Origin of the sequence: Mucilaginibacter roseus, from assembly GCF_021215455.1 — a bacterium.
Lineage (GTDB): Bacteria > Bacteroidota > Bacteroidia > Sphingobacteriales > Sphingobacteriaceae > Mucilaginibacter > Mucilaginibacter roseus.
Genome location: NZ_JAJPWV010000003.1, coordinates 15,625 through 40,855, shown reverse-complemented (window position 1 = coordinate 40,855; position 25,231 = coordinate 15,625). Strand labels below are relative to the sequence as shown.

General features: G+C 43.8%; 15 protein-coding genes. 4 read left to right on the top strand and 11 right to left on the bottom strand.

Translation table 11 applies throughout. The features are described from left to right. Position 1: 1 nt before the first annotated feature. Entirely contained in the window at positions 2 to 994 is a 993-nt protein-coding gene (locus LT679_RS09285) for an ABC transporter transmembrane domain-containing protein (RefSeq protein WP_232177193.1), read from the bottom strand. Positions 995 to 1,170: 176 nt separating this feature from the next. Beyond that, complete coding sequence (locus tag LT679_RS09280) at positions 1,171 to 1,524, bottom strand: hypothetical protein (protein WP_232177192.1); 354 nt, start codon at positions 1,522 to 1,524, stop codon at positions 1,171 to 1,173. Positions 1,525 to 1,845: 321 nt separating this feature from the next. On the opposite strand from LT679_RS09280, the gene LT679_RS09275 reads away from it, so the two are divergent. Further along, positions 1,846 to 3,720, top strand: a complete 1,875-nt coding sequence (locus tag LT679_RS09275; RefSeq protein ID WP_232177191.1) for a DUF4859 domain-containing protein — start codon at positions 1,846 to 1,848, stop codon at positions 3,718 to 3,720. Between the two features lie 91 nt (positions 3,721 to 3,811). Here the strand turns inward: LT679_RS09275 and LT679_RS09270 are convergent, their stop codons facing one another. The 3 genes from LT679_RS09270 to LT679_RS09260 are packed head-to-tail and all read right to left on the bottom strand — an operon-like array spanning position 3,812 to position 9,288. Continuing rightward, positions 3,812 to 5,104, bottom strand: coding sequence for a TolC family protein (locus tag LT679_RS09270; protein WP_232177190.1), 1,293 nt, complete (start codon positions 5,102 to 5,104; stop codon positions 3,812 to 3,814). A gap of 10 nt (positions 5,105 to 5,114) precedes the next feature. Then, positions 5,115 to 8,222 (bottom strand): efflux RND transporter permease subunit, encoded by a 3,108-nt coding sequence (locus LT679_RS09265; protein ID WP_232177189.1) that lies wholly within the window; start codon positions 8,220 to 8,222, stop codon positions 5,115 to 5,117. A gap of 7 nt (positions 8,223 to 8,229) precedes the next feature. After that, positions 8,230 to 9,288 carry an efflux RND transporter periplasmic adaptor subunit gene (locus LT679_RS09260; protein ID WP_232177188.1) on the bottom strand — a complete coding sequence of 353 codons (1,059 nt, stop codon included), beginning with the start codon at positions 9,286 to 9,288 and terminating at the stop codon, positions 8,230 to 8,232. Positions 9,289 to 9,486: 198 nt separating this feature from the next. Here LT679_RS09260 and LT679_RS09255 point away from each other — a divergent pair, with 198 nt between their 5' ends. Further along, the gene (locus tag LT679_RS09255) at positions 9,487 to 10,113 is read left to right on the top strand and encodes a TetR/AcrR family transcriptional regulator (RefSeq protein WP_232177187.1); all 627 of its coding nucleotides are present in this window, start codon (positions 9,487 to 9,489) and stop codon (positions 10,111 to 10,113) included. Between the two features lie 97 nt (positions 10,114 to 10,210). Here the strand turns inward: LT679_RS09255 and prfH are convergent, their stop codons facing one another. The 6 genes from prfH to LT679_RS09225 all read right to left on the bottom strand — a co-directional run bounded on the left by prfH (position 10,211) and on the right by LT679_RS09225 (position 24,046). Next, entirely contained in the window at positions 10,211 to 10,825 is a 615-nt protein-coding gene (prfH, locus tag LT679_RS09250; protein ID WP_232177186.1) for a peptide chain release factor H, read from the bottom strand. A 4-nt stretch (positions 10,826 to 10,829) separates the two neighbouring features. Beyond that, positions 10,830 to 12,230 (bottom strand): RtcB family protein, encoded by a 1,401-nt coding sequence (locus tag LT679_RS09245; RefSeq protein WP_232177185.1) that lies wholly within the window; start codon positions 12,228 to 12,230, stop codon positions 10,830 to 10,832. An 848-nt stretch (positions 12,231 to 13,078) separates the two neighbouring features. Further along, on the bottom strand, positions 13,079 to 14,335 hold the full coding sequence (locus LT679_RS09240; RefSeq protein WP_232177184.1) for a lysozyme family protein: 1,257 nt from the start codon (positions 14,333 to 14,335) through the stop codon (positions 13,079 to 13,081). A gap of 29 nt (positions 14,336 to 14,364) precedes the next feature. Beyond that, positions 14,365 to 18,423 carry a hypothetical protein gene (locus LT679_RS09235; RefSeq protein ID WP_232177183.1) on the bottom strand — a complete coding sequence of 1,353 codons (4,059 nt, stop codon included), beginning with the start codon at positions 18,421 to 18,423 and terminating at the stop codon, positions 14,365 to 14,367. A gap of 8 nt (positions 18,424 to 18,431) precedes the next feature. Then, the gene (locus tag LT679_RS09230; protein ID WP_232177182.1) at positions 18,432 to 23,648 is read right to left on the bottom strand and encodes a hypothetical protein; all 5,217 of its coding nucleotides are present in this window, start codon (positions 23,646 to 23,648) and stop codon (positions 18,432 to 18,434) included. A 260-nt stretch (positions 23,649 to 23,908) separates the two neighbouring features. Next, the gene (locus LT679_RS09225; RefSeq protein WP_232177181.1) at positions 23,909 to 24,046 is read right to left on the bottom strand and encodes a hypothetical protein; all 138 of its coding nucleotides are present in this window, start codon (positions 24,044 to 24,046) and stop codon (positions 23,909 to 23,911) included. A gap of 33 nt (positions 24,047 to 24,079) precedes the next feature. On the opposite strand from LT679_RS09225, the gene LT679_RS09220 reads away from it, so the two are divergent. Next, positions 24,080 to 24,313: a carboxypeptidase-like regulatory domain-containing protein gene (locus LT679_RS09220; protein WP_232177180.1), complete on the top strand. Its 234-nt coding sequence runs from the start codon at positions 24,080 to 24,082 to the stop codon at positions 24,311 to 24,313. Positions 24,314 to 24,333: 20 nt separating this feature from the next. Then, a complete protein-coding gene (locus LT679_RS09215) occupies positions 24,334 to 24,783 on the top strand; it encodes a hypothetical protein (protein ID WP_232177179.1) in 450 nt (149 codons plus the stop codon). The last annotated feature ends 448 nt before the right edge of the window (positions 24,784 to 25,231 follow it).

Genomic DNA, 25,231 nt, shown 5'->3' with positions numbered 1-25,231 from the left:
TTTACTTTGCCTCCTCCAATTCCATATCGGTAACTACAGCGAGTTTTTCGCTGCCGGTAACCATATCAAACAATGTGTTCAGGTTGGTCATTAATTTTTCAACCGCGTAGCTAATTTGTACTACAATCACTTCGGCTGCTACGAACTGTCCAAAGGTCATCTGTCTTTCTACCACAAAAAAGGAACCCAGCAACAGCAACGCGCCCATCAGCACCGTGCGCAGGGCAACAGCACTAACAAAAAACTTTTTCAATACGCTGAAGTGATCATTACGGGCCATCAGGTATTTCGCGTTGATCTCATCGGTGGTTTTCACTACCTGATCCATCATTGATTTGTTACCACGGTATTCGTCGAGGTTGCCGGCTACCTCTTCCAGGTGGGCAACCAGTTCATATTTATGTTCAGATTCTTCAATACTGGTATCAACACCACGGCGGTAGTAAAGTAAAACAGTGGCTACTATGGCGCCTATTGCCAAAAACCCAAAAACAAAGAAAACCGGGTGGTAAAATGTAAGCAGTACCGCACTAAAGAATATTTGTACCGATGAAGCTACAATATCAACCAATAACTTGGTAAGGCCCTTTTGTATCGTCAAAATATCAAAAAAGCGGTTAACCAGTTCGGGTACGTGTTCGCCTTCCAGCTCCTGCTTTTTTATTCGGGGCAGCCTGTAAGCAAACTCCATTGATGTGCGCGTAAATATTTTTTGTTCCAGAAACTCAACCAGCGTAAGCTGCCCTATCAGCAGCGCGCCGCCAATAACCACACCAACAAGTACAACGGTGATGAGCAGGTAAGTTGAGCTATACATAGCACCGTTTGATAGCAAGTTGAACACCGCCGTGGTGCCCAGCGGTAGGGTAAGGCCAATCAAGCCTATCAGTAAGGCGTAAATAAATATATAGTTGATGGTTGACCGCTCGTAGTGTAACAGTCTAACGAGCCGTTGCCAGGGAGTTGGCGCATTAGCTTGTTTTTTCTTTTTCATAAAAAGACAAAAAATAATATAATAAATAAAATGTTGTTAAGTTGTTTGGCAAATGGTCAAACCCCGCAGTTTTAAGCTGCAAGTGCCTTATTGAAAGCACTGTGCTTTATTTATACCGGCAGTTATAAATATTATAACCGGATATATAATAAATAAAAGTATAAATGGTTTTGCCGTCAGGAAATAAATTCCGGAGTGCTGTTTGGAGGCGGAGTAAGCACATCGCGTAAGGGTTCCTTGAATATGGAAAAGCTATAAACGCCGTATACTGGGGAAACAGGGATTATATGATGTAGCACGTTATAAATGTAGCTATACTCATAGCATGAGTACATTTTTTTATCAGCCTTGTCAAAGCTGTTTTCTCCCTGAGGATTGTTGCTTTCATCTTCAGTTTTTTCAACCGCGTATGATTTGCTGACGTTTTTATAATAACCGATAAACAGATCGCATGACTTTAGCGCCAATACCGCGATAAGCAGCAGGCCCAAAAAAGTTTTAAAATATCCGTTTCTCAGTATCCCTATCATTTTCAGCGGGCAAATATAAGTCAAAACGAGGCGAAAGGTTTGGGAAAAACGTTAATAAACTGTTAAAAAACACATGAGCCTGACAAATTTAATTTTTAGTTATTCGCTATTAGTAAGTTATTAAACGGTTATAAGAAAAGTATTAGAAATTGGTATTTCGGTTGATGCAGGAATGTCATTCACGTTATTGCAATGAGCTGTTCGATCATAATCGCTATGCCTGATTAAAAGATAATATCCGCTAAACATAAGCCAATATCATCAGCATAAGTAGTTTGTTAAACGCTGACATTTATAAATATTATAAATACCATAAATATTATGATGTCAGCACAGCGGTCTATGCCCGGTAAATACATAAAATGGTTCAGGCTAACACAACTACTATTAATAATAGGCAGCCTTTTTTTAGGCAGTTGTAAAAAGACGCAACGCCCGGATGAGGAACCTGCACCGGAACCCGCTAAAAAAGACACTCTTGCGATTTATACACCTCAAGAGTTTAAAAACAGCGACTTTACTAACCCGGCAAGTAAATGGGCTTACAAGCGCAGCCGACAGTCAGAACATTTTATTGTTTTTTGGGATGCCAAATACGGAGCGAACGACCCGAACGCTGCTGCCGTGCCTGAGCAATACCGTGTTGACATTAACGACCTGCTTTTAAAGGCCGAGGGTTTTTATGAACTCAACATTAATACGCTGAAGTTTGCCGAGGTAGGGAAAGGTAAATCAAACCTGGACAAATATAAGATGATGATCTTTTTGCATTACCAGGACGATTGGCTGGCTACAGGCTCGGGGTATGATGACGTAATAGGAGCGCTTTGGATTAGCCCCGGTACCGTGAAACCTGTAGGCTCTACGCTCGCGCATGAGATAGGGCACTGCTTCCAGTACCAGGTGCGTTGCGATAAGGGCGGATCCTATGGCTTTAGATATGGATTCGGCGGTAAGCCCGGCAATGGTTTTTGGGAGCAAACGGCGCAGTGGCAGGCTTTTCAAAGCTATCCGGAAGAAGCCTTCAGTTCTTACAACTTTGGTGTATATATGGATAATTGCCATCGCCACTTCCATCATGAATCGCAGCGCTACGCGAGTTACTTTTTGCAAACCTACTGGGCATCAAAACATGGTATTGATATAGTTGGGCGCATTTGGCATGAGGCTTTGCAGCCTGAGGATGGCATACAGGCTTATATGCGTTTAACCGGCATTAATAACAAGCAACTTAATGATGAGATTTATGATGCCGCCGCCCGCTTTGCTACATGGGATGTTGACGCGATAAGGGAAATGGGGGCAGGTTATATAGGGCAGCAGCCTTATGAGTTTGACAAGTTGAGCGATGGTAGTTTCCAGGTTAAATATTCGCGCTGTCCGGGTACTACGGGTTTTAACATTGTGCCTGTCAAAGTACCTGCCGGGGCGACCGCAGTAAAAGCTATGTTTACAGGATTGGCCAATGCTAACGGGTATAACCATGTTGATGAAACTAAAGCCGGCTGGCGTTATGGTTTTGTGGCCTTATTAACTAACGGTACACGCGTGTATGGTACTATTTTCGAAAGCAAAAGCGGCGAGGCCACTTTTAATGTTCCGGCTAATTGCAGTAAGCTATGGTTTATAGTAACCGGTGCCCCCACAGCCTATGTGCAGCACGCCTGGGATGATGATAACAGCAATGATGAGCAATGGCCGTATAAGGTTAAGTTTACCAATACTACCTTGTTAAATGATATTGAGATTGTACCGGGATCAACCCCTAAGGATGTTACCTTTAATATAGATGTAACCGTTCCGTACGATACCGAGAACTATAGCCGCAGCACCATAACTGCCGATCTGGAAAAACTTGCGCAATCCTTTGTGCTTACGCCAGCGCAGATAACGCAGGGCTTAGCCAATAAAACCATCAAGTTTTACGCGGTTGAAAGTAATGGTACCCTTAACGCGCAAACTACGGCTAACGGTTATGGCCATTGGTTTAACGCGGCCGGCAATGTCATCGGCTGGGGAGCCGATGCTCGCGTATTCTCTGAAATGAACGCCGAGAAATTCACTTTCGATATAGGCCAATTCCCGAAACAGGTAGCACTTAATGATAAGTTTAACATTAGCCAGGCATTGGTTTATGAATACGCTGCGGGTAAAACAGTAACCGCTACCTTTAAATTTGCCGTAACAGTTAAGTAAGCGGCAATATAATTTATATATAATGGCAGAAGCCGCACTTTTTAAAGTGCGGCTTCTGTGTTTCAAAACTTTTTTCGGCAGAGGTCCTTTACTATTTGTCGTTACCCGTAGCGGTAAGGTAGCGGTAAACAGCCAGCCGATTATAGTAGTCGGTATATGCAGTGGTGAGCGTGCCTGCCGCTTGCTGGTAGCTGGCCTGGGCATCCAGTACATCTGTTACCGGGCTAAGTCCGGCTTTGTAATTATCCTGGTTTACCTTCATGTTTTCAGTAGCCAGTTCAAGGTTTTCGCGCGCGTATACAATTTGTGTCAGTTGGTCTTTCAAATTGTACCAGTAGCGCGTTATACCCAACCTGATCTGATCCTGGGCATCCCGCAGGTCGTTAGCGGCTATGCTTTCATTTAGTTTTTGCTGTCGTACTTTTTGCTTACCACGTCCCCATAGCCCGTTAGATATGGGTATGCTGACGGTTAACAACCCTGAAGGAACAAAGGAACTGCCAAACCCGCTGTTAAAAGAGCCGGCTTGTGCTGCGCTTATACCTACCGAAACGCTGGGCAGATTATCGCCTTTAGATAACGTGGTCTGCAGTTTTTGCGCATCAATGCGTTTTTTGAGTAGCTGATAGTCGAGGTTTTTAGCCAGCAATGTATCCGGCGATGCTCCCGGTAAAACCGGTAAACGCTGCTTGTCCAGTGTGTCCTTCATCGTCATGGTCGAATCAAAAGGCAGCCCGGTGTACATGGAAAAGTCGAGCAGGGCAACCCGGCGCCCGTTTTGCAATTTGCTTTTTTGTACCTTAAGTTGGCTTAGCTGAACCTTTACCTTTAAAAGATCATTCCGGGCAATTAAGCCAGATGTAAGCATGTCTTTTTGCATTTTGAGCACGCTATTAAGTAGCACCTCATTAGCGGCAATGGTTTTTTGCTGCTCCTGTATGTTAACCAGGTTCCAGTATTTTTGCTCGGTTAGCAGCAATACCGAGTCGGTTGATTGCTGCATGCGGATGCGGGTTACCTCCAATTGTAATGCGGCCAGCTCATTGCCGGTTTTTATTTTGCCCCCTGCGTAAAGCGGCTGCATGCCGGTTACACCTAACAGGTAAAAGTTATTGATGCCCTTTTCAAGTAATGGAGGCATGGCCGATATAAAATCCTTAAAGCCTAATAAACCAACACCCGTTGCGCTAACTGATGGCAGATAGTCGGCTTTGGCGGCTGCAACGCCTGCTTTTGCTGATTCAACGCGTAGCTCCCCGTTTTTTAGGGTATTGCTATATGATAGCGCCGCGTCTTTACTTTCGCGCAAGGTAATTACCCGTTGCTGGGCAATTGCGGGTATAGTACTTATAGCGATTATTAAAATTAAAATATATCTTTTCATAAACGTTATGTTAAGCATTTGGGCTTGGTTGATTTTCAGTCCGCTGCTTATCTTCTTTACGGAAGAACAGCCAATACATGGTTGGTAATGCAAATAGGGTGAGTAGCATAGATACCAGCAGGCCGAAGCAGATAACCGTACCCAGCGGGCCCCATAGTGATGAACGGCTGATGATCATCGGGATAACGCCTACGGCTGCCGCTGATGAGGTCAGGAATATAGGCCGCATCCGTCGTTCCGCCGATAGTTTAGCTGCTTCAAATACCGATGCCCCTTCATGATGGCGCAGCTCCTCGGCAAAGTCAATCAGGATCACCCCGTTTCGTACTACGATACCGCAAAGGGCAAGCAAACCTAAAAATGAAGTAAAGCCAAAAGGATAACCCGCAACCAGCAAACCGAAGGATGCACCCAGGATACTTAACGGCATGGTAGTAATGCTCAGCACCGCATGCTTTAAATGTTTAAAGTGCCATAGCAGTATCAGGAAGATCAGGATCACGCTCAACCCTAATGCCATACCCATAGGGCCCATGTTTTCATTTTGCAGTTCGAGTTCGCCACCATAAATAATCTCGACACCCTGCGGAAGTTTTATTTTTTCGATATCCGGTTGCAGTTCGGCAAGTACACCGTTAGCTACAGCATCGGGCTCTACGTCCATGCGTACGGTAAGGGTGCGGATGCTGTTACGGCGAACGATCTGGCCCTCGTTCCAGTCAGGTTTAAGGTCAGCAACCTGCCTTAGCGGTACTGCCGAACCGGTGTTGGGCGACATAACCTTAAGCTCATTCAAGCGGGCAACATCCATGCGCACTTTTTGGGGCGTTTTGATCTCCACATCTATCGGATAAGTTTCTTCCCATAGTTGGGTTGCCTTTATACCGGTTGTTTGGGCGGCTATGGTATTGGCAATATCATTTTTGCTGATGCCCAGCCGCGCCGCTTCGGTCGTTTTTACATCGATGCTTAAACCCTGTTGCATATCGTCATAATCGGTACGTACCCAGGTAACCTGTTTGTGGCGTTTGCCTATGGCCGCTACTTTGTAAGCTGTTTTTTTAAGATCAGCTATACTATCTCCCGAGATACGGACCTCGATAGGAGCGGACGCATTCACCATGTTCAGCTGCTTCATGCGTACATAAGCTGAAGGGAACTGCTCGCTATACTTAGGAATATATTCTTTAATTAATTCTTCGGTAGCATCTTCTGATTCCGTATTGAGCAATATCTGCGCGTAATTTTTTGCCGGTAAGTTAGGCGCGTACACCATATGGAAACGTGGCGAACTGTTACCTATAAAGCTGGTGTAATTAACAATACGCTTATCTTTAGCCAGTATGCGCTCCATCTTTTTTACCACACTGTCCGTTTGTGAGAGGCTGTAGCCGCTGGGCAGGTAGATCTCGATGGCAAACTGGTTGCGCTCTACTTTAGGGAATAACTGTTGCGGTAGTAACCCCATCAGGAAAACGCCCACAACTACCGATAGTATAGCGAAAAGTACTGTTAACCGGTAATGGCGCATGGCATTACCGATGTGTTTATTGAAAAAGTCCTGCAGGCGGTCAAGGAATGATTTTTTATCATTCTTTTTATCGCCATGCACAAGGCCCTTCTTGATAAATAAGGTATTAAAGAATGGAACCAGCATCATGGAGATCACCAGGGATAGGGTAAGGGCGATAATGATGGTGATGGGAAACACACTGATAAAATCCTTAGCTGTACCCGTCATAAAGAACATAAGCGGCACAAAGGTTGCCGATATGGCTAATGTGGCGGTAAACACTGAAGGAAAAAGCTCTTCGGCGCTGCTCTTCGCGGCATCCCAGACAGACATGCCGTGATCCAGCTTTTCGATGTGATTATCTATCACCACAATCGGGTCATCCACCACTATACCCAGCACCACAATAAGGGCCGCGAGGGTTACCGTATCCAACTCAATACCGGCTAAGTACATAATGGCCAATGTAGCGGCTATGGTAATGGGTATGGTAGCCGCAGCTACAGCCGCCACACGGAAAGGAAGTAGCAGTAACGCTACAATGATAACCCCGATCAGCGCGAAGGCAAATTCCTTCATAAAATGCGCTATCGACTCATCTACCACCTCAGGCTGATTGGCCAGTTTCACCATCTTAACATCCTGAGGCAAGTGTTCGCGAACAATATCCAACCGTTCTTCCAGCTTTTTGCCGAACTGCACAATGTTTTTACCGCTCACCATTTCCAGCGAGATAATAATGGCTTTCGTACCGTTTGCGGTTACATAACTGTCGGGCTCCTGGTATTCGCGTTTAATGTTGGCTACATCACGCAGCCTTACCGTGTTACCTTGCTGATCCTGCTTTACAATTTGTTCAGACAGATCAGCTTCGGTCTGAAAAAAGGTGCTTAGATGTATAGGGCGGTCAATAACGTCGCCCTTCTCATAGCCCGCAGGCGTAATGGCGCCGGCATTTTGCAATACCTGCATAATAGCATTAACAGATATGCCCTGTTGTTGCAGCTTATTATTATCTATATAAACCGATATCTGCTCATTGAGGTTACCGGTGTGGGATATTTTTGCTACATCCTTAACATGGCGTAGTTGCGATTCAATGTACTCCACGTTATTAAGCAACTCCTTATAAGGGCGGGTTTTTGATTCCACCGCCATCAGCAGGGCAGAGGTACTGCCAAAGTCGCTGTTCACATAAAAGCCACGCACCTCTTTTGGTAACTGGGCTTGCAGAATGAACATGCCGTTTTTTATCTTATTCCAAAAGGTTTTGCTCTGAACATCATTGTATTTATCTGATACTTCTACAAATATGTACATCATCCCATCGCGCGAGTAGGAGTAGGTTTTGGTTTTATCAACCTCGTTATTGCTGAAAAGATATTCCTCAACCTTCTTTGTCAACTGCTCCTCAACCTGCTTGGCCGAAGCGCCGGGATACATACCGATGATAACACCCTGCCTGATGGTAAAGTCCGGAAACTCATTCCGTGGCATGTTAAACAGAGCCGCTATACCGAGTATGAACAATATGAGGGCAAGCACCACCGGAAGTACATGGTACTTCATTGCCCATTCAATCATGTTTTCTTTTTTCTCTTTCATGTGGGCATTATTTGTTGATGGTTACAGGCGTTTGGTCGGCAAGCTTTTGATAGCCGGAGGTAATCAGTTGTTCATTGCCCTTAAGCCCCTCGGTAACGGCAATGCCATTGCTGTACAGGCGGCCGGTTTTAACCCGGCGGCGTTCTGCCTTGTTGCCGCTTCCTACCAGGTACACAAACTGGTTGCCTTTCTCATCAACTTGCACGGCCTGAACCGGTACCACAACGCTCGCGCTATCGGTTTTAACCGCTGATGTTTTGTTTGTATTAAAGTTTACCTTGCTTAACATGCCCGGTTTAAGCATGCGGTCCGGATTAGATATTTTAACCTTTACATTGTAGTTAGCTGAGCTATTTACAGCCAGAACGCCTACTTCAGATACCACACCCTCGAACAAACGGTTACCCATAGCATCAATTTTTATGGTAGCCGGTGTACCTGCCGGAAAGCGGTTAACCTCATTTTCGGGAACTGCTACTAATACCTGTACCGAACGGGTATCCAGCAATTGCGCAACGGGCTGGCCCGGGCTGGCCAAACCGCCGGCTTCAAGCATTTTCTGCCCGATATAGCCTGACTCCGGCGCATAAAGGCGGGTGTGTGCAATATTCTGATAGGTAGCTTTTGCCGCTGATGTTGCCTGCTCGTAATTTGATCTGGCTTCAAGCATTTTTATTTCGGCAATGCTGCCTTTGCGGTAAACTTCTTCAATACGGCGATAGTTTTCCTCCGCAAGTTTTGCCTGTGCGAGTTGGGCGTTGTACTGATTGCGGTAAGTAGTTTCATCTACCTGCGCAATTAATTGTCCCTTTTTTACATAGTCGCCCGCTTTTACCGGGAATGATACGATAGTGCCTGAAACCTGAAAGCTCAGATCAATCACCTTGTCAGCCTGTAGTGTACCGTCATAAACGGTTTGCTGTGTAGTTTGGCTGTTCACTTTACTCAGGTCTCTTACCTCGACAGCCAGCGTGTCCGGTCCGCTTTTCGTTTTTTCTTTGTTACTGCATCCGCTCAGGCAGATCAGCACCGCGAGGGCGCCACCGGCGTTAATTATTGACTTCATGGTTACGGGATAAAACATAATGCGTATTTGGCTTTTGTATCTTTTTTGTTATTTGTAAAAACTTAAAAACAATTACTAAGTTGAACGCTTGATATTGTGAATACAAAAACACATAAAATGTCCGTATGTTTTAACGTGTTTTTTCTTTTATGACTTAAGTTTTACCATTTTTGCCGGTGAAGAGGGCTATGTGTTATTATGAACTATTGCAAAATCACGGATTTATTTAAAAGAGTAAAGGAAACCGCCAACGATGGCGTGCGGGAAGAAATTATTGCCGGAGCTGAACTCGCATTTCAGAAGTATGGATATTCTCGTGTAACCATGCAGGATATCTCTAAAGAAGCAAAAAAAGTACGTAGTACCGTTTACAAATATTTTGGCAATAAGAATGAGGTTCTTGATGCAGTGGCGATCAAAATAATGTCGGCTATTATTCAGGACTGCTTGCTGGTTATAAGTAAGGAGCAATCGTTTGCAATCAACGTTGAAAAGTATTTTAGCCTGAAACTGGAAAAAATTAAAGGATTGATGGTTAAATACGAATTGCTGATGGCTGACTTAAAGGCCGACCCTGCGGTGATTCTCACACGATCACGAATTATGCTGGATGACGAGCTGGCGGTGATGAACGAAATGATATTGTGGGCGATAGAAAATAAAGATATAAAGCCCCTAAACGAGGAAGACCGCATGTTTTTGGCAGAAACATTATACACGGCTTTTAAAAGTTTCGAGATTGATATTATGCTGTTTGAACGTTTCCCCAAGTACGATCAGAAGCTCTCTTGGCTGGCACAGATGCTCCACAAAGGGCTATCTTAATAAGGAGTTCTTAATAAGAATACCTTAAGATATCGTTCTGAAAAATGTAATCGGACCGTACTGTTATCAGTTACGGCCCGATATTCTTTATCACTACTTACAATTTTTCGCGGATGATTTTCACGGGATTACCACGTTCCAGCGCATGATGATTTAGCCATTGCTGTTGCTGCTGCTCAACCAAGTGTTCGGCCTGCCGGGCCATTACCTTTGCTTGTAGTCGCTCCATGCAAAGCTTTTTGTTTTCGAGCTGCGACCGGCTGTCCATAGCCAAAACCTGTATGCCGGTTGCCACATGTGTACCGCGTACAGCGGTTTCTACCTTGTTCACATTTTGTCCGCCCGGCCCCGAAGCCCGGCAGGTCTCAATGCGCACATCAGCATCATTCCATACAGGTAAAGCTTTAACATCAAACACGGCAACGCCTACAAACCAGTTTTTACGTTTGTGCCCCTTACGATAGGGGCTTTCTGCTATCCATTGCACGGTTCCGTTCCATGTGGTTATAAAGCTGTTTAACTCATTACCTTCAGCTATAAATGTTGCCGATTTGTAGGTGTCTTTGTATTCTGCCGATATTATTTCTACTGGTTGTACTTTAATAGCTTGCCGAGCGGCTTGTTTCAGCATCAGCTTATAAACCAAGGCAACTGCGCGGCAGCATTCAGCCGGGCCTTTACCGGAGGTTATTTGAATGATAACTTTTTTCATCTAATTACTCTTTACTCATTCTCACTATTTTAGGCATAAATTTGCCCTGCACCTCAACCAATGTACTTTGCGCTTCCATTACCTTGTCAATGTTTTTGTACGCTTGCGGATTTTCTTCAACGCTGCCGCCAATAAGCGTAACACCGGCATTGGCAAGCATCTTTTTCAAGCCAGAAACCGTCATGCTGTTTTTGGCTTTTTGCCTGCTCATAGCCCGGCCCGCTCCATGCGAAGCGGAGTACAATGCATCGCCAATACCTTTGCCTGCTACCAGGTAAGCCGGGGTAGTCATGCTACCGGGGATAATGCCCATCTCGCCTGCGTGGGCAGGTGTAGCGCCTTTACGATGAACGATTGCCTCGCGGCCGTCAGCAAGCTTATCCTTCCAGGCAAAGTTGTGGTGGTTTTCAATTACGCTCACAGCCTTCAACCCTAATGCTTTTAACAGGTTGGCATGTATCCGCTCATGGCAGGCACGTGCGTAATCTCCGGCAAGTGTCATGGCGAGCCAATATTCCTGCCCGGCTTCGGTATCCATATCCAGCCAGGCCAATGGCTGGGCATGGCGTGGCAGTTTGCAGGTATTCATGGCCAGCTGGGTATAGTGTTTGGCAATAGCCGCCCCCAAACCCCTGCTGCCGGAATGCGACAGTAAGGCCACGTACTTTTTAGCAGGCAAACTTAAGGCGTTACCTGCGGCAAGTTCAATGGTACCAAACTCTACGAAGTGATTGCCGTTGCCCGAGGTGCCAAGTTGCCTTACGGCTTTACCATGTAATGGTCGCAAAAATGGTAGTTCACGAAATACCGGGCTATCCAATACCTCGTGTTCCTGCCTTGCGTCAAGGCCGCCTTCCATACCAAAGTGGGTATGGTTTTTCAATGCCTGTTTCGCTTGGTACGCATAGCGGTTAAAAAAACTCTCGCTTTCATCTACAATAGACAGCGCCATGCGGCAGCCAATATCCATGCCAACAGCATAAGGTATTACCGCATTATTGGTAGCCAGCACGCCGCCAATAGGCAAGCCGAAACCCATATGCGCATCAGGCATCAGCGCTCCCTGTAAGCTAACGGGCAGTTGCATGGCCAGCTCCATCTGTGTATGCGCTGCCACTTCTATATTCTTTGCACCATAAGTTTTATAGGCTTGCGGCTGAAGCAGGAGTTCATGCGCTGTAAAGGCTGCCTCTTCGGGCTTGCCGATTATTTTCTCGGCTATTTTGCCGGTTACCGTATCATTGAGATATTGCTCCGGCCGCTGTAATATATCAGTCAGCAAGTTAAGCAAATGCTCAGTGGTATGATGTTTAAAATGTTTTGAGGCTATGTTGATCACCAGGCTGCGTAGCTGGTTATCGGTATAGCCAATTTTACTTAATTCTTTTGTTTTTAAATTGCCCATGTCGGGAGTATGATTTTATATCCGGTAATTATTTTTTCCGGATGATTTACACACAGTTTATTAATGGTGTACATGGCAGCAGCATCTCCGTTAAGGATTAATGCGGATATACCTGAACACTCTAATTGCGTGTTGAATAAATAAACTTGATTTCACTATGGGTTTCAATTCATCCCCGGGATGGGATATACCCTTTCATGGTGCTACAGCAACCACACTAACAGGCAGGCCAAAAATTTAACAGATTGCACATTTGGCAACAATCAGCTAAACGTTTTCAAAAATAAAAACGGGAATGCGGCGGCCGGTCAGGCTTAAAGCGAAAGGGGCGATATGTGAATAAATTCAGTCATGATTCCTTGATATTTAAAAGGTAACGGGTCAGGAATTGGTGCAAAGTTAAAACAAAAGAAATGACATCTGCAAATTAATTGGTGTTGCTTGTACAGACTACCAGTTAAATTGTTGTTCCGTGAATTATTTCCATTCGTCGCCTTTTTCAATGGATAATTCGATGGCATTGCTGTAAATACTGTCCAGCGGTGTTTTCTCACCGTCAACAGCTACTTTTAACATATTGGATTGATCTGTTGGTCAATTTCCTTACTAAAACCCAACACTAATCCTGAAAGACCGATCGCCAGCGGCAAAGCCCCGGTGATCAGTCCTAAAATACTGTGGAATGCAAGTGATATTGAAAATTATGTTCAATATTTTATTAGGTCATGCCTGTCGGTAACAAGAACGCGATAGAGCAGATTCAGATTGTTGAAATTGCTGTTCCTGATCGACACGATCTCATGGTTGGCATGTTACCTTAAATAATTAGTCAAACGGCAGCATATTTTTCATATTTTTTTTGCTGCATATACCACTTTGGAGATAGAGTCTTTGTTAAAAGCGTTATTTAAGCCGGAGTTTTGGTTGCCTACGCCGTTCAGCCTTCCCCAATAGCCAAGAGGATAGTATTTTCCATCGCGCGAGGAGTAAACCATGTCACCCGATACTACGACAACCACATGCCCGTTATTCATCGGTGGAACATTATCGGCGCCCTTTAAACCGGCGATAACCAGATAACCACTATCGGCATATTCTTTTGCCAGTTGCTCCTTAGTTTTGGTAATTGTACTACCCGAAGTCTGATCTTTAAGTGCCGTCCAACCATTGGCTTTAATATAATCTACAATAGCATCAGCCTGACCGGTGCTCATCGTTACATTTAGGTCCTTACACACTTTTTTTACAAAGCCGCTGCAATCACTTTTAAAGGCTGACCAATTAGCCTGACAAGCCTTGATCACAGTATCGCCGGCAACAAAATAAAACCTCATCGTAAGGCTTTGGGCGTACAACAATACCTTAGCGACATATTTGCGTGCTTCGGCGCTGACCAGCGATTTTACATTTTCCCATTTAGTATTATCAGCGCCGCTATTAAGGCATTGTTTACGGGCATTGGTGACCTCAGCCACCCCTTTTCGGTACATTGCCAGCGCAAATAGGATGGCTTCATCGGCAGCTGCAATCGAGCCCACTTCAATACCGTTCAGTTTTTTGAATGTACAGTATTGCAGGTTGCGCGCCAGGTTCCAGGCGGCAATTTTGGCGGCATTACAAAACTCTTTATAGGCGGGTGTTTCTACGGCCGTTCCGCGCTGGTCGGCATCTACGGCGTTTATTGCAGGTTTATTATGATTGTTAAATTCGTCTATCGTTTCTTTAGGGATAAGCTGAAAACCACCTATGGCGGTATTGTCATTAACATAAATCGGAAAATCCTGGCCGAAACGGCTTTCCCGGGCTAATATACCCATTAAATACTGCCGGTCGAAAGCGCTTTCGAGCGTAGCAGTACCTACTTGTACAGCGGCTTTAAAATTTACCTTCGCTCCCCCCGAGCCTGGGAATTGCCCGCTGGCTATCGTCCAGTCTATACCCGTTTTGCAGGCATAGGCATTAATTTTTTGGAGGTTACCACCATCTGCTGCTTTAAATAGCCGGATGTTATTTTTTACTTCGGTAAGCTCTGCAGGGGTAAGGTCATCAGCGAACGACCGGAATTTAAGCGATGCCCGAGGCGAGTAGAAAATTAAATCTTTCATGATATAGGTTTGTTGAGTTAAACATATGATTAGGCTTTAAATTCGGCAACGTTTATCAGGCGGGTTCCTTCCATTTCGAACAAAGGGTTTTTGCTTACAAAAAATGGCTGACTTGCAGATTGACCGGCGGCAGGTTTGTAGTTGGCATGCACCTCAAACTCCAGAACCAGAATTGTATGGCACAATGGCCGGTTAATGGTGACACGTTTTTGCGAAAACAAGAGTATTTTCCCTTCAGTACCTGCAACCGGATCGGCTGTGGCGCAATTAAACGTGACCATATCTTTCATCATGCTGGTGTCGGAAAGAATTTCAGCTAAGTGGTGGTGCTGGTCTAAAAGCATTACACATAACATTTTAAGCGGCTTGCTTAAAAACGGGCCAATATACTCAATGGTGTAGCTATCCTTAGTGCGTTTAATGCTGATCTGTTTTTTGTTATAAACCGGAAATATTTCGGGCTCCGCAAACGAGGATAGGTTAGTGCCAGACCTGTCTCTGTAAACAGGGGCGGCGATGTTATGGTTGATGTCTTTCAGATCATGACCAGGTGCGATTTTAACCGTTACCAACTTCACAAACAAGGCTTCCATATCCCGGAAGTATTTAAACGGAAGTACAACCTGCCATTTTTTTAAATCGGCGTTATAGTAAGGAACACAGCGCAGTACCTCGTATTGTACTTCGTCAATCAAGTAGATTTTCCTTGGCTTTTTGTCAATGTATTTAGAGAACAAAGGATTTTGGCTCGCCGTGTCAATAAAATCTTCGATCGTAGTGTTCGAAATATCGTAGTTGCTGAGCTTGGTGATATCATCGCCCACCAGCGAAACATTTTTGGTGTCTGTAGCGGCAGATATATTTTTAAGCACTATGCCCAGCAAATTGCGGCCCTCTTTCATGAAGTCTTGGTTCAGGGTTAACCGAATGAGACTGCTGGTGGCGCTTTCCTTAAATTCATCGTTCCACGATTCGTCTTTAACGTGCATTAACAATACCCCGGCGTTAAGTACCGGCGTTTCGGGCCGTACATTGTTCGGTACAAATATTTGATGAACGACGCCCGTACTGCCCAGCTCAAACTCATTTTTTACTTTTGGAAAATAGGCCTGGAATGGTGAAGAGGCGAAGAGCCTGAAGCGTTTTATCGCCGAGTACGGATGGCGCATATCGGTTATAAAAATGTATTTGTTGCCTCTGTTGAACGAGAAGTTGAGGGAGGCCGGTGCAATTGCTAATTGCTGCATCACCTGTTCCGGAATTTCGATATCCTGGATCGTAATATCAGGATTGATATAATTTTTTAAACCCTTTGGAGTAAGTGATGTACCTTGTAAAAATAGCTCATAATGGTTTTCAGCCTGAACAAATTTTACGATTAACACCATCGCCTGTGCTTCTTTCAGCAAATCGCTGTTTAAAAACAGTTTAAAACCACCTGACGATTTACGAGCTGTTAATTTATCGCTGTCGTTTAAATTCAGGGATAAGAGCAACGAATTGTCGGTAATCGGACTATCAGCCTGGCATTGTATACTGATGGTAACGCTCGCCGGATATAGCGAAACACGCAGATCACTTTCGCCCGCTGCATCTCCTTCCTTCTGCAAAAAAATATCGTACGGATATTCATCCAACATCAGTTCCTGCTTTATACCGGTTCTTTTTTCATAGTCCGATAAAATGTCCGCTGGCGCGGGCTGGTCGATACGCAACACTTCGGTATCCTCCGTGTATTTTAATGATTTCCAGCTATCGCTGTCTGTAATATCAAAGGGTAAAAACCAGTAGTTACGGTGCTGTTCATGTAACGTATTGCGCAGGGTGACCAGGTTTTTGGTAGGCGTAGTGATAATTGGAATGGCTGGTTTGCCGACCAATGATATCCTGAGCGGTATTTCGTTGTAGTGATTAATAGTGGTTGTGGTAAAATCAGCGTCAGTGATGTATACTTTAAATAAGTAAATGCCCAGGGGCAAATCTTTAAAAAGCGGATCGTTATTTAGTTGAATAGTGTAGCTATTGTTCAACCCGTTGTAGATTGCCGGGGCGACATTTTTTTTGCGTATTACGCTTAGCTTTCCCGATCGAGTTTTGTTGTAAAAAGGATATAAGGCTTGATAATTAAAAATAAAAACCGGTTTAAGGTCCGACGGTTTGCATCTGGACAGGGTATATAAATCAGCCGGAAAAAGGACGATCCTGCTACCGCGTGGATCAGCGAGGTAATCAATGCCAGAACTCGAGATAGCGAGGTTTGGCAGTTTGGTGGAATTTCTGTCTTCAAGGCGTTTGCACCGGCGTACATAATCGTTTAAACTGAGTTTTTCAGTCGTTCGTTTCTTCAACTTTTCGGGCGAGAGGTAACCCAGGAACTTAACGTCTTCCAGTTTGATGGAAGGCGGATACAGGTAGCGTGTTTCACGCTTTTCCTTTGCCAGTTCGTTTAAAACCAAGTGGTTGCCATTGTCCACATAACCTGGGTTGGGGTCATTATATACCCTTGGGCCGACAATGTTCAGCGCTTTAATTGGTAATGCTGCCGCACTAGTTAAATTGTACTGAACCGGTTCGCCAAATAAATATAATGCTGCATTAGATGCGCTGTTTAATACATCTTCAACGGTAAGTGTATAAGGTAGCATGTCCTTGTCTAAAACTTCAGCTTCTAGCGGCAGGCAGTGCTCGGTATAACCAACGGTTCTAACATAAAAATGATAGGCGCTGCTGTTATCTGTAGCCAGCAGTTGTATCTGCGACTCACGGATGAGCAGTTCCTGTTTGGTGAAAATCTCATCGTTAATGAACCGGTTTTCGCACCCCTTATCGGTTACAAAGCCGGTTGCAATATTGTCAGTTATGTTCTTTGATGCCTTTAACTCCCGGTTTACAATTAAATTGTCGCCGCGCCAGGCAAATAATAAGTTGGTACGTGTTTGTGTTTGGCTGTCAACCATTTCAGCACGGGGGTTCATACATCCCGATGTATAAATAATATATGGTTTTTTACGCCCCTTTTTAAAGGTATATACTTTTTGATGCCAGCTTAAAGAGGCATATTTATTTTTGTCAGGTTTAGGTTTTACAATTACATTAAAACCTTTAACACCTTTGCCCTTTCGAAATGGATCGTTATTATTTATTCCACTATCTGCAGCGTTGGGTTTATAAGCGATGAGCGCATAGATGCCATCGGGATGCGGTTTGCCGTTTTTAGATTCTTTAACGTCCTCCTGCGCTTGTTTGTAAGGGTCGTTTAAATAATATCTGATGTCATTAAAATCTGAATTGCCGCCGCCGTTGTAAAAAAACATCTTTTGTAAACCGTTATAATATTTTCCGTTGACATTTTTTAAAGTGTATAGTGCGTCGGGCGTACCGTCCGGCATTTTTATTTTATAATCCTGCAAGGTAGTACGTAAAAGCATTTCACCTACCGGTATAATTATTTCCCTGATAATTCCATAGTGTGTTTCGGCAAGCTGTGGCTCATTCAGGATGGTGCTGTACACTGTCCTGAAATCATATTCATTGGTCAACTGCTTATCTGTCAGTCGGTTTTCATCGGCAAACTCGCCCGATTTCTTAAAAATATCATGGTAACGGTCTAAGTCAAACTTGTCGAGGGAAGATTGCATTTGCCTGCTTTCCAGTTTAGCGGCCTGTTCTATAATGGCCATTGTCCCTTCGCCTGCAAATCCTAAACGGGGTTTGCGGTCATGATCAAGCCCGTAGTTAATAGATTTATTGTTGCTAAGCCCCCTAACGGTATCGTTATCAGGTTGCTGGCCCGGCATTAAAAATTGAAAGTTATTGTTTTGCATTGTGGTGCGCAGCGATATAATGCTGAATTCCAGGGTTCCGGTTGAGCCGTCAGCCGAAGCCGGCGTGTAATTATAGGTCCATTTTGCGGCGTTGATTTCAGCCAGAAAGTTTGCCCACACGCTCCCGGTTACGCGCGAGACAGGTGTAACAGGTTTATTATTAAAATCAGCAATGCTTACTACCATTTTAAATACGGCATACACATCCTTGCCGACTACTTTAATGCCGTGTGGCGTTACGCTATACTGAGGTTTAAGTGTCATGGGTAAGGTTAAATTGAATGGTAATAAGATGCATAATAATCTTCCAAAGAGATGTAGGTATTTAACTCCTCGGAACATGAATCGGCTTCGGCACTAACAATTTTGAAAACTTTTTTGACCAGGTTCGCCGTTCCGGGCTGGGCGATATTCAATTCATACTCCCCCGTGGGCATATCGGACGGCCTAATACTGAAATAATGCAGCGAACCCTGTGATTTTGATTTAACCGATGAAATTAATGCCCGCGAGTTATTATCTACAAGTGTTGCTTTTGGGGCTACCGGTACTGTGTCATCGGTTTTTATATAAATGTATATCTCCTCATCATGATAAAAATAAGCTTTGTTAAGGTTAGTGTCAGCAATATACAGGTCCCCGGTCTGGTTTATAGTGCTTGTCTTGAGGTAGGCGGCCTCCCCGGTAGAACCCTTGCTTTCTGTTCCTTTGATGATCTTCTCCATTTCGAACGATACCGAAATTTCGAAAAAAGGGGTTAACTGGTGGCTTACCGTAACCCTGCAAACCCCCTTTAGAACCTGACTATTGCCTTCGAGCGCCAAATAGAAGGTGACCGATGCCGAGAACAACCCTAAAATGTTTAAACGGCCTACGCATAAAATATAACCACGGAGTTCGTAATTGCCTTTATAGCGCTTAATATAAATGCCGCCAACCAAATAAGCGGTGCCGCGGGCAACGTTAAGGTTGAGGTTGAATATCGCGCCAAATTCCAGCACAACCTCCATGCCCACGATACCGCTGCGCGGCTCGGCTATTAGATTGAAGTATCCCTGTCCACCGAAAATACCCAGCACCGTGAGGCCAAATTTGTTCAGCTCGTTGCCGATGCCAAACTGCATTTGCATTGATTTTTCGGGCTGAAAAGGAAGGGTAAGTAAAGCGCTCAGGCTCAGATTGAAAAAGTTGAAAGCACCGGAGGTAATATCAGGTATGGTGATACCGTAACCAACGCGCACGCCCGTCGCACTGATGTCAAATACAAGGTTGTCGCTCAGGCTTTTTAAATATTCCTGAAAGGCCTGGAAGAAACCCAGGAACCCGGCAAACTCCACATTGCGTATCTGTACCTGAAAATCGTCCTTTACATCCGATCCGGTAATGAACCTGACCCTTTCAAAATCAATATAAAGCAATTGCAGCATGCCCAGCTTAAAATTACTCAGGGTGCTTTCGGTAACGTGTGATTGCCGGCCTATTGAAGGCGGTTTGCCGAGCGAGGTAATGTTGAGTTCTATCTCATAATTCACATTTATCTTAAGCTCAGTTACATTAGGAACTGGCAGAAATTCGATGACGCCGCCTAAGGATGCTTTGCGGAATTTTTTTGTATTAAATTTATAATCGAGCTTTTGACGGGTCAGCGATTGTATCTTTTTAATAAACACGTCGTACTCGGCAATTTTTGCTTGCAGTGCCAGGTATTCAGGCGAACCCTTAGCTTTATTAATAATATCGCGGCGGTAATTATCTAAATCGCCTTGTAAATCTTTGATTTTGTTGCGAACAAAATCGGCTACAAACTTTTCAGGGTCGCGTAATTTTGCCCTGATTTCCGCTGCCTGTATAACAATGATTTCGTACTGCCTGTATAGCTGACCAGCAACCGCCTGGTAATTAGTTATAGTGGTTTGAATGAGCTGATTAATTTCATCAATTTTAGCTTCGTAAGCCTTAAGGGTAACGTCCGTTGCCAATAACGTGTTTTGCAGTTCAGTAAATGCGGTTTTAATCGCAGTTGGCGGCTCAACGGTATATTTCAGGTTTCTTACTTCCTTTTTAAAAGAAGCTTCCAGATCGGCTTGGACCTTGTCAATGCTAAGCTGATAAGTGGCCGGAATGTCCAGGCCTAACTCTTTTAACAGTATAACATAATGCCCACCCCTTAAATTCGCATACAGCCGGTGATAATTATCATATACCTGAACCAACTGATACGTTTTCAATAGCCAGCCACTTATTTGTTCAGGCTTAAATGGTAGGTCGGCATCGCTAATCAGCTTCTCGAGCAGCGCAGGCATGTTGCTAATGGCTTCGGCGACCTGGTTCTCCAGCTGTTCCTGGTAATCCTGGCCAATCGCTGAGGCAAAATTCAGCGCCTCATTGATGCCATCAACAATTTCTTGGTAAGCCGCCTTGTACTTATCCTCTATTCGGCCAGCCTGTTTTACACATTCTTTATATCTCGACAGAAGGTCCAGGGCATTGGTGCCGTTGATAATCTTTTCAATCAGGATAATTTTTACGGCCTCTTCCAGATATTTTTCCGGTAGTTTGCCATTGCTGACATTTGTTCTCAGATCACCGGCTTTTTTTATAAAATTATCCAGGTTGGCTTGGAACTGTTGGCTGGTGGTTAATACAGGAGTAATCAGGCAATCGACCATCGTGGCAACATCGTAGCCGCCAACCATTGCAGCCAGTATTTGTGCCGAGATTTTATCTTTTACAGGTTTAAGGCAATCCCTGACATAGGCTTTCAAATTAACCTGGGCGTATTGCAGAGCCTGGGCCTGTTGACGGTAGTAATTTAAGGCACTCGACTGTTCGATAACCGATTCGAGCCAGGCGCGCAGATCGATCTTAGACAGCAAGCGTAACTGCTCTTCATATTGCTCGATTTGCTTTTTATATTCGGCAATAAGTGCTATTTTACTCTTGTATTCAGCAATCCAGCCTTTGGCAATATCTTTGAATTCTTCCTCCAGTTCTTCAACCCGTTTAAGGGTTTGCTCAAATTGCCTCGCGTATGCAAAGACCGGTAAATCATTTAGTCCTAAGGAACTTTGTAGGATACTGACCAGCGATATACCTAATATTTCGGCTTTCAGCTCCCGGAATACCGATTCGCCCGGAACATTTCCAACCACCTTAAAGCCGCCTGCAACTGCGTTTTTTGTAACGCCCGTGCGTAAATCATTATGCGTTTCGTTATAACTGATACTGTTATCGAGCGCCGATACATGGGTGATTTTGATACCCGGATTGGCCACCGCCCCAGAGCTTTTATAGTTTTCAGTGAAGAAGTTACCAATTCCGTTAGCCAGCTCAAAGAAAAGGAGTGCCGGATTGCTATCGTATGGCACGTCAATGTCTTTGTTACTATTTCGGTAAGTATTAAAGTATTTCACCGTGCGATACTCGCTGCGACCCTGTATCTGGTCTATTTGTGATAGAATCACATTGGCGTTGTACAAGGCGGGTACGACCGGGAAATTATTTAAATAAAAATCGGGCCCGCTCAAGTTTGGATTGTATTCCGGCGCAAGCAGGATATCGGAGGTACGGAAAGTAGCATTAGTTGAATCTTTCCCGATTAGGTTTACCGCTTTGAGCCCGTCTAACCTGGCATAGGTTAAATCATTTTTTATATTTATGGCGAAGCTTGTACGGTAAGGTGGTAAAGTAATAATGCGTTTAAGTTCTCCAAGCAGAATTTCCAGTTTACTGTAGCCCGGCGGTACAGCAGGTAAAGGTTGGGCAAAGGTTTTTTCTAACTTATAAGTATAGCCTGCAGCCGGGTTGGGTATACAGCCGGGCCGCGTACCGGGCTGCAGGTTTACGTCCTGTGCCGGATCGAGCTCACCTATGCCGATAATCGGCACAGGATTACCGGCAACTACATCTTTTAAGACGCTATCCTCATTATGGTATTGATACGTTCCCGATTGTATCACATATTTTTCGGCAGGGATAAATACAATCTTGGACTGAAAATGGTGTTCTGCGCCATTTTTATCTATACCCGTGTAATCAAAAACCACCAGGTTTTCGGGGTAAATGGATTGAGCCGCGTCAAATACGCAATCCACTTTGTTGCGGGCAACCAGGTAGCTGTTGTCAGCGCGCCTGCCCGTTCCGTTGGCGAAACTCACCAAATCAAAAGTTTGCGGATAAAAGTAGGCACCATTGGTTCTTGGTATAATTTTCTTAAAGGGTAGTTTACTTACCGTGACTCCGTCATCATAAATCTTTTCCTTTTCAGCAAAGGCTACATAATACTTTTTTGGTAAAAAACTGATGCCGAATTTGAATTCCCTTTCGGCAATGATAGAGATCAGCAATTTTAAGCCGGTAAACACATCAACTGCTCTAAAGGTTACCGACACATAATTATCGCGTGCGTACTTGATCTTTTGCTGCCAGCCTACAATAGAGAATTTCAGCGTAGGGTCGTCATTCTTATATTTCAGGTAGGCAGTAGCACCCAATGCGGCTATTTTAAAATAATCTGCGGTAACATCCCGGTCATATTCCTTGCGCATGGTAAGCTCTTTGAGCTCCTCACGGTTTACCGGTGCCGGCAAAAGTTCAACACCCCTGTCGGCTGTTTGAGGGCAAACAGCGCGTACGACTTTAAACCTGGGCGGCGCTAATTCATTGTCAATTGTTCTAAACACCAGGCTGTTCTCCCAGGGGGAAACGATTTTTACTTCCTGCCGGCTTTTGCAGGTACACAGGTAATGCAGCTTAAGCAAGTTATTTTCTGTAAAAACGTGCTCGCCGAGTGTCCTGGTAAATTGTGTATTGCCCGTTAGCGGATTGGCAATCGGGCTAAGCGACATCCGGAAAGGTACATCAAACGTGGTAATGGGCTGATGGCTGCTTGCCTGACTGGCGGTTGAATGTAGAACCGGTACATCATCAATTGTCTGAGCGGTAAATTCGTCTTTCAGCGCCTGCAGTGCAAAACCATAGCCCGAAAAACGGTCGCTTTCCCGGCTGGCAAAGCTATCAATCGTAAGCATATCGAAGTTGTTCTTCCAGTCGAGCAGCGATTCAGGATCAAATCTTAAGGAGCGGAACTCGTCGGTAAGTTTGAAGGCCAGCCACGAACTCTGCGATAAAAATGTTTCTTTTAACCGAAGATCATTGCGCGATGTAAACGTCTTGGGGTCTTGTTTAACCAGTTCTTCGGCAATATGCTGAGCGGGGGCTTTAATGTAAACATACATCGGTTTGTTCCCAATACGCCTAATATGTTTGCCACTGACCCGTGCATTGTAAAAAAAGTATTTCAAATACAACAAGTCACTGCTGCGGAACAACTCGCAACTGAAATCTGAGGAAGGGGTGGTGTTTAAGCCGACAGCGTCAGCCAGTGTTTTAATGGCTGGGTCGGTAAAAATGGCTTTGCTAAGCCAAAAAAAAGAGGTTGATTTTACAAAACTACGTCTCGAAATTGTGCTTTCTTTTATTTTGCTCATCAGCGCGGGCGTATTAAATAAAGAAAATATAAGGTTTAAATCAGCACTTCCCTCTCAGGAGATATACTTTTATAAATATATTATATTAAATATTTATTTCAAACATAAGCCGCTTATTTTTACCGCTTTAAACCTTTCCGGTAATTATTTTCTTTTTATTAAATAAAAATAAGTGGATTCGATTGACCTTCTGAAAAATCAAGCGTAAATAAACCCGGTTCTTTGATGCCCTGCGATGTCTATTTTGTTACCCTTGTAATTTACAGTTCTGAAAATTCCTCCCACGACATTGCTTTTCTCAAGTATAACGGGTAAATATCCGTTCTTTTTAGTAATTCATAAGCAGCGGTGAGTCCGGCTGATCCGGCACCCACTATAATCGCTATTTTTTGACACATAAAGTTAATTGGTTGTAAATGAAATTATGCTTTATGTCTAAGTGCCTGCGGGTTGGATGTGGAAAAGCATTGATAGGCATGTTTGAAGGCTTACATCCGGGTACTTACCAGCTTTCTGTGTCGATGGTCGGTTTTGCAAAACACACCCAAACCGTTTTTATTACTGATTTATCAGTCAATGTTAAAATTAAACTAAAGCCGGTTATCGTTCAACTCACAGAGGTAAATGTCAACGTGATGGGAAAAAGGAACGGGAAAACTTTTTAAAAATCTTTCAAAGGGTATTTTTGGGAGAGACCACTAATAGTAAAAAATGCCGCATTGTTAATCCTGAAGTTATCAATTTAGTGCATGATAAGAAAGCGGGTATTCTTAACGCTTATAAGGACGACATCATCATTATTGAAAATAAAGCTCTGGGCTATACTATTAGATATTCACTTACTAATTTCAGTTATCAAATTGAACAGGATAATGCTAGTTTTTTAGGTAATGGCGCATTTGAGGAATTACCTGCAGACGAAAAACAAAAAGAGGATTGGGAGGCCGCAAGAGTAAAAGCCTACCATGGTTCAATAATGCATTTTTTCAGGGGGCTTTACAAAGGTGATGCTCGAAGAGAGGGTTTTATCAGTCTGGCTTGTTCGCACAGCCTGGCTGGGCTTTGTTTCCAATGCCGACCTCAATGCTTTCATATAATTACTAACTTTCTCGTCTTTTACCCTGGAGTAATTTGAAACGAGGGGTTTTGACATAAAAAAACAGCTTAATTCGTTGAATTAAGCGGTTTCGGTGAGCTTTGAAACTCTCTAAGCGGAATGGACGGGACTCGAACCGAATCTCGTAACTTCTCATTATCAATATTTTATCAGTCGTTTTAAAAGTGACTCACCAAATACTCACTTTAATTTTAAGACTGTTTGAATTCAAATGATATATAAAGATAAGAATTTTTGGCTGTTGAACAAAATTGACATAGTTTATTATGAATAATATATATGGAGAGACAAATAGAATTTAAATTATAAATCCTATTTCAATATCTATTTGTCAAATACTTTTTATACGTGATTTAATATCAATTTATAATTATCTAATTATTGATTTAATTCTTTTAAACTTCGTTAATTGCAATACTGCAAGTAGCAACATGTGTCTAATTAACAGTTGGTTAAGAATGTTTTT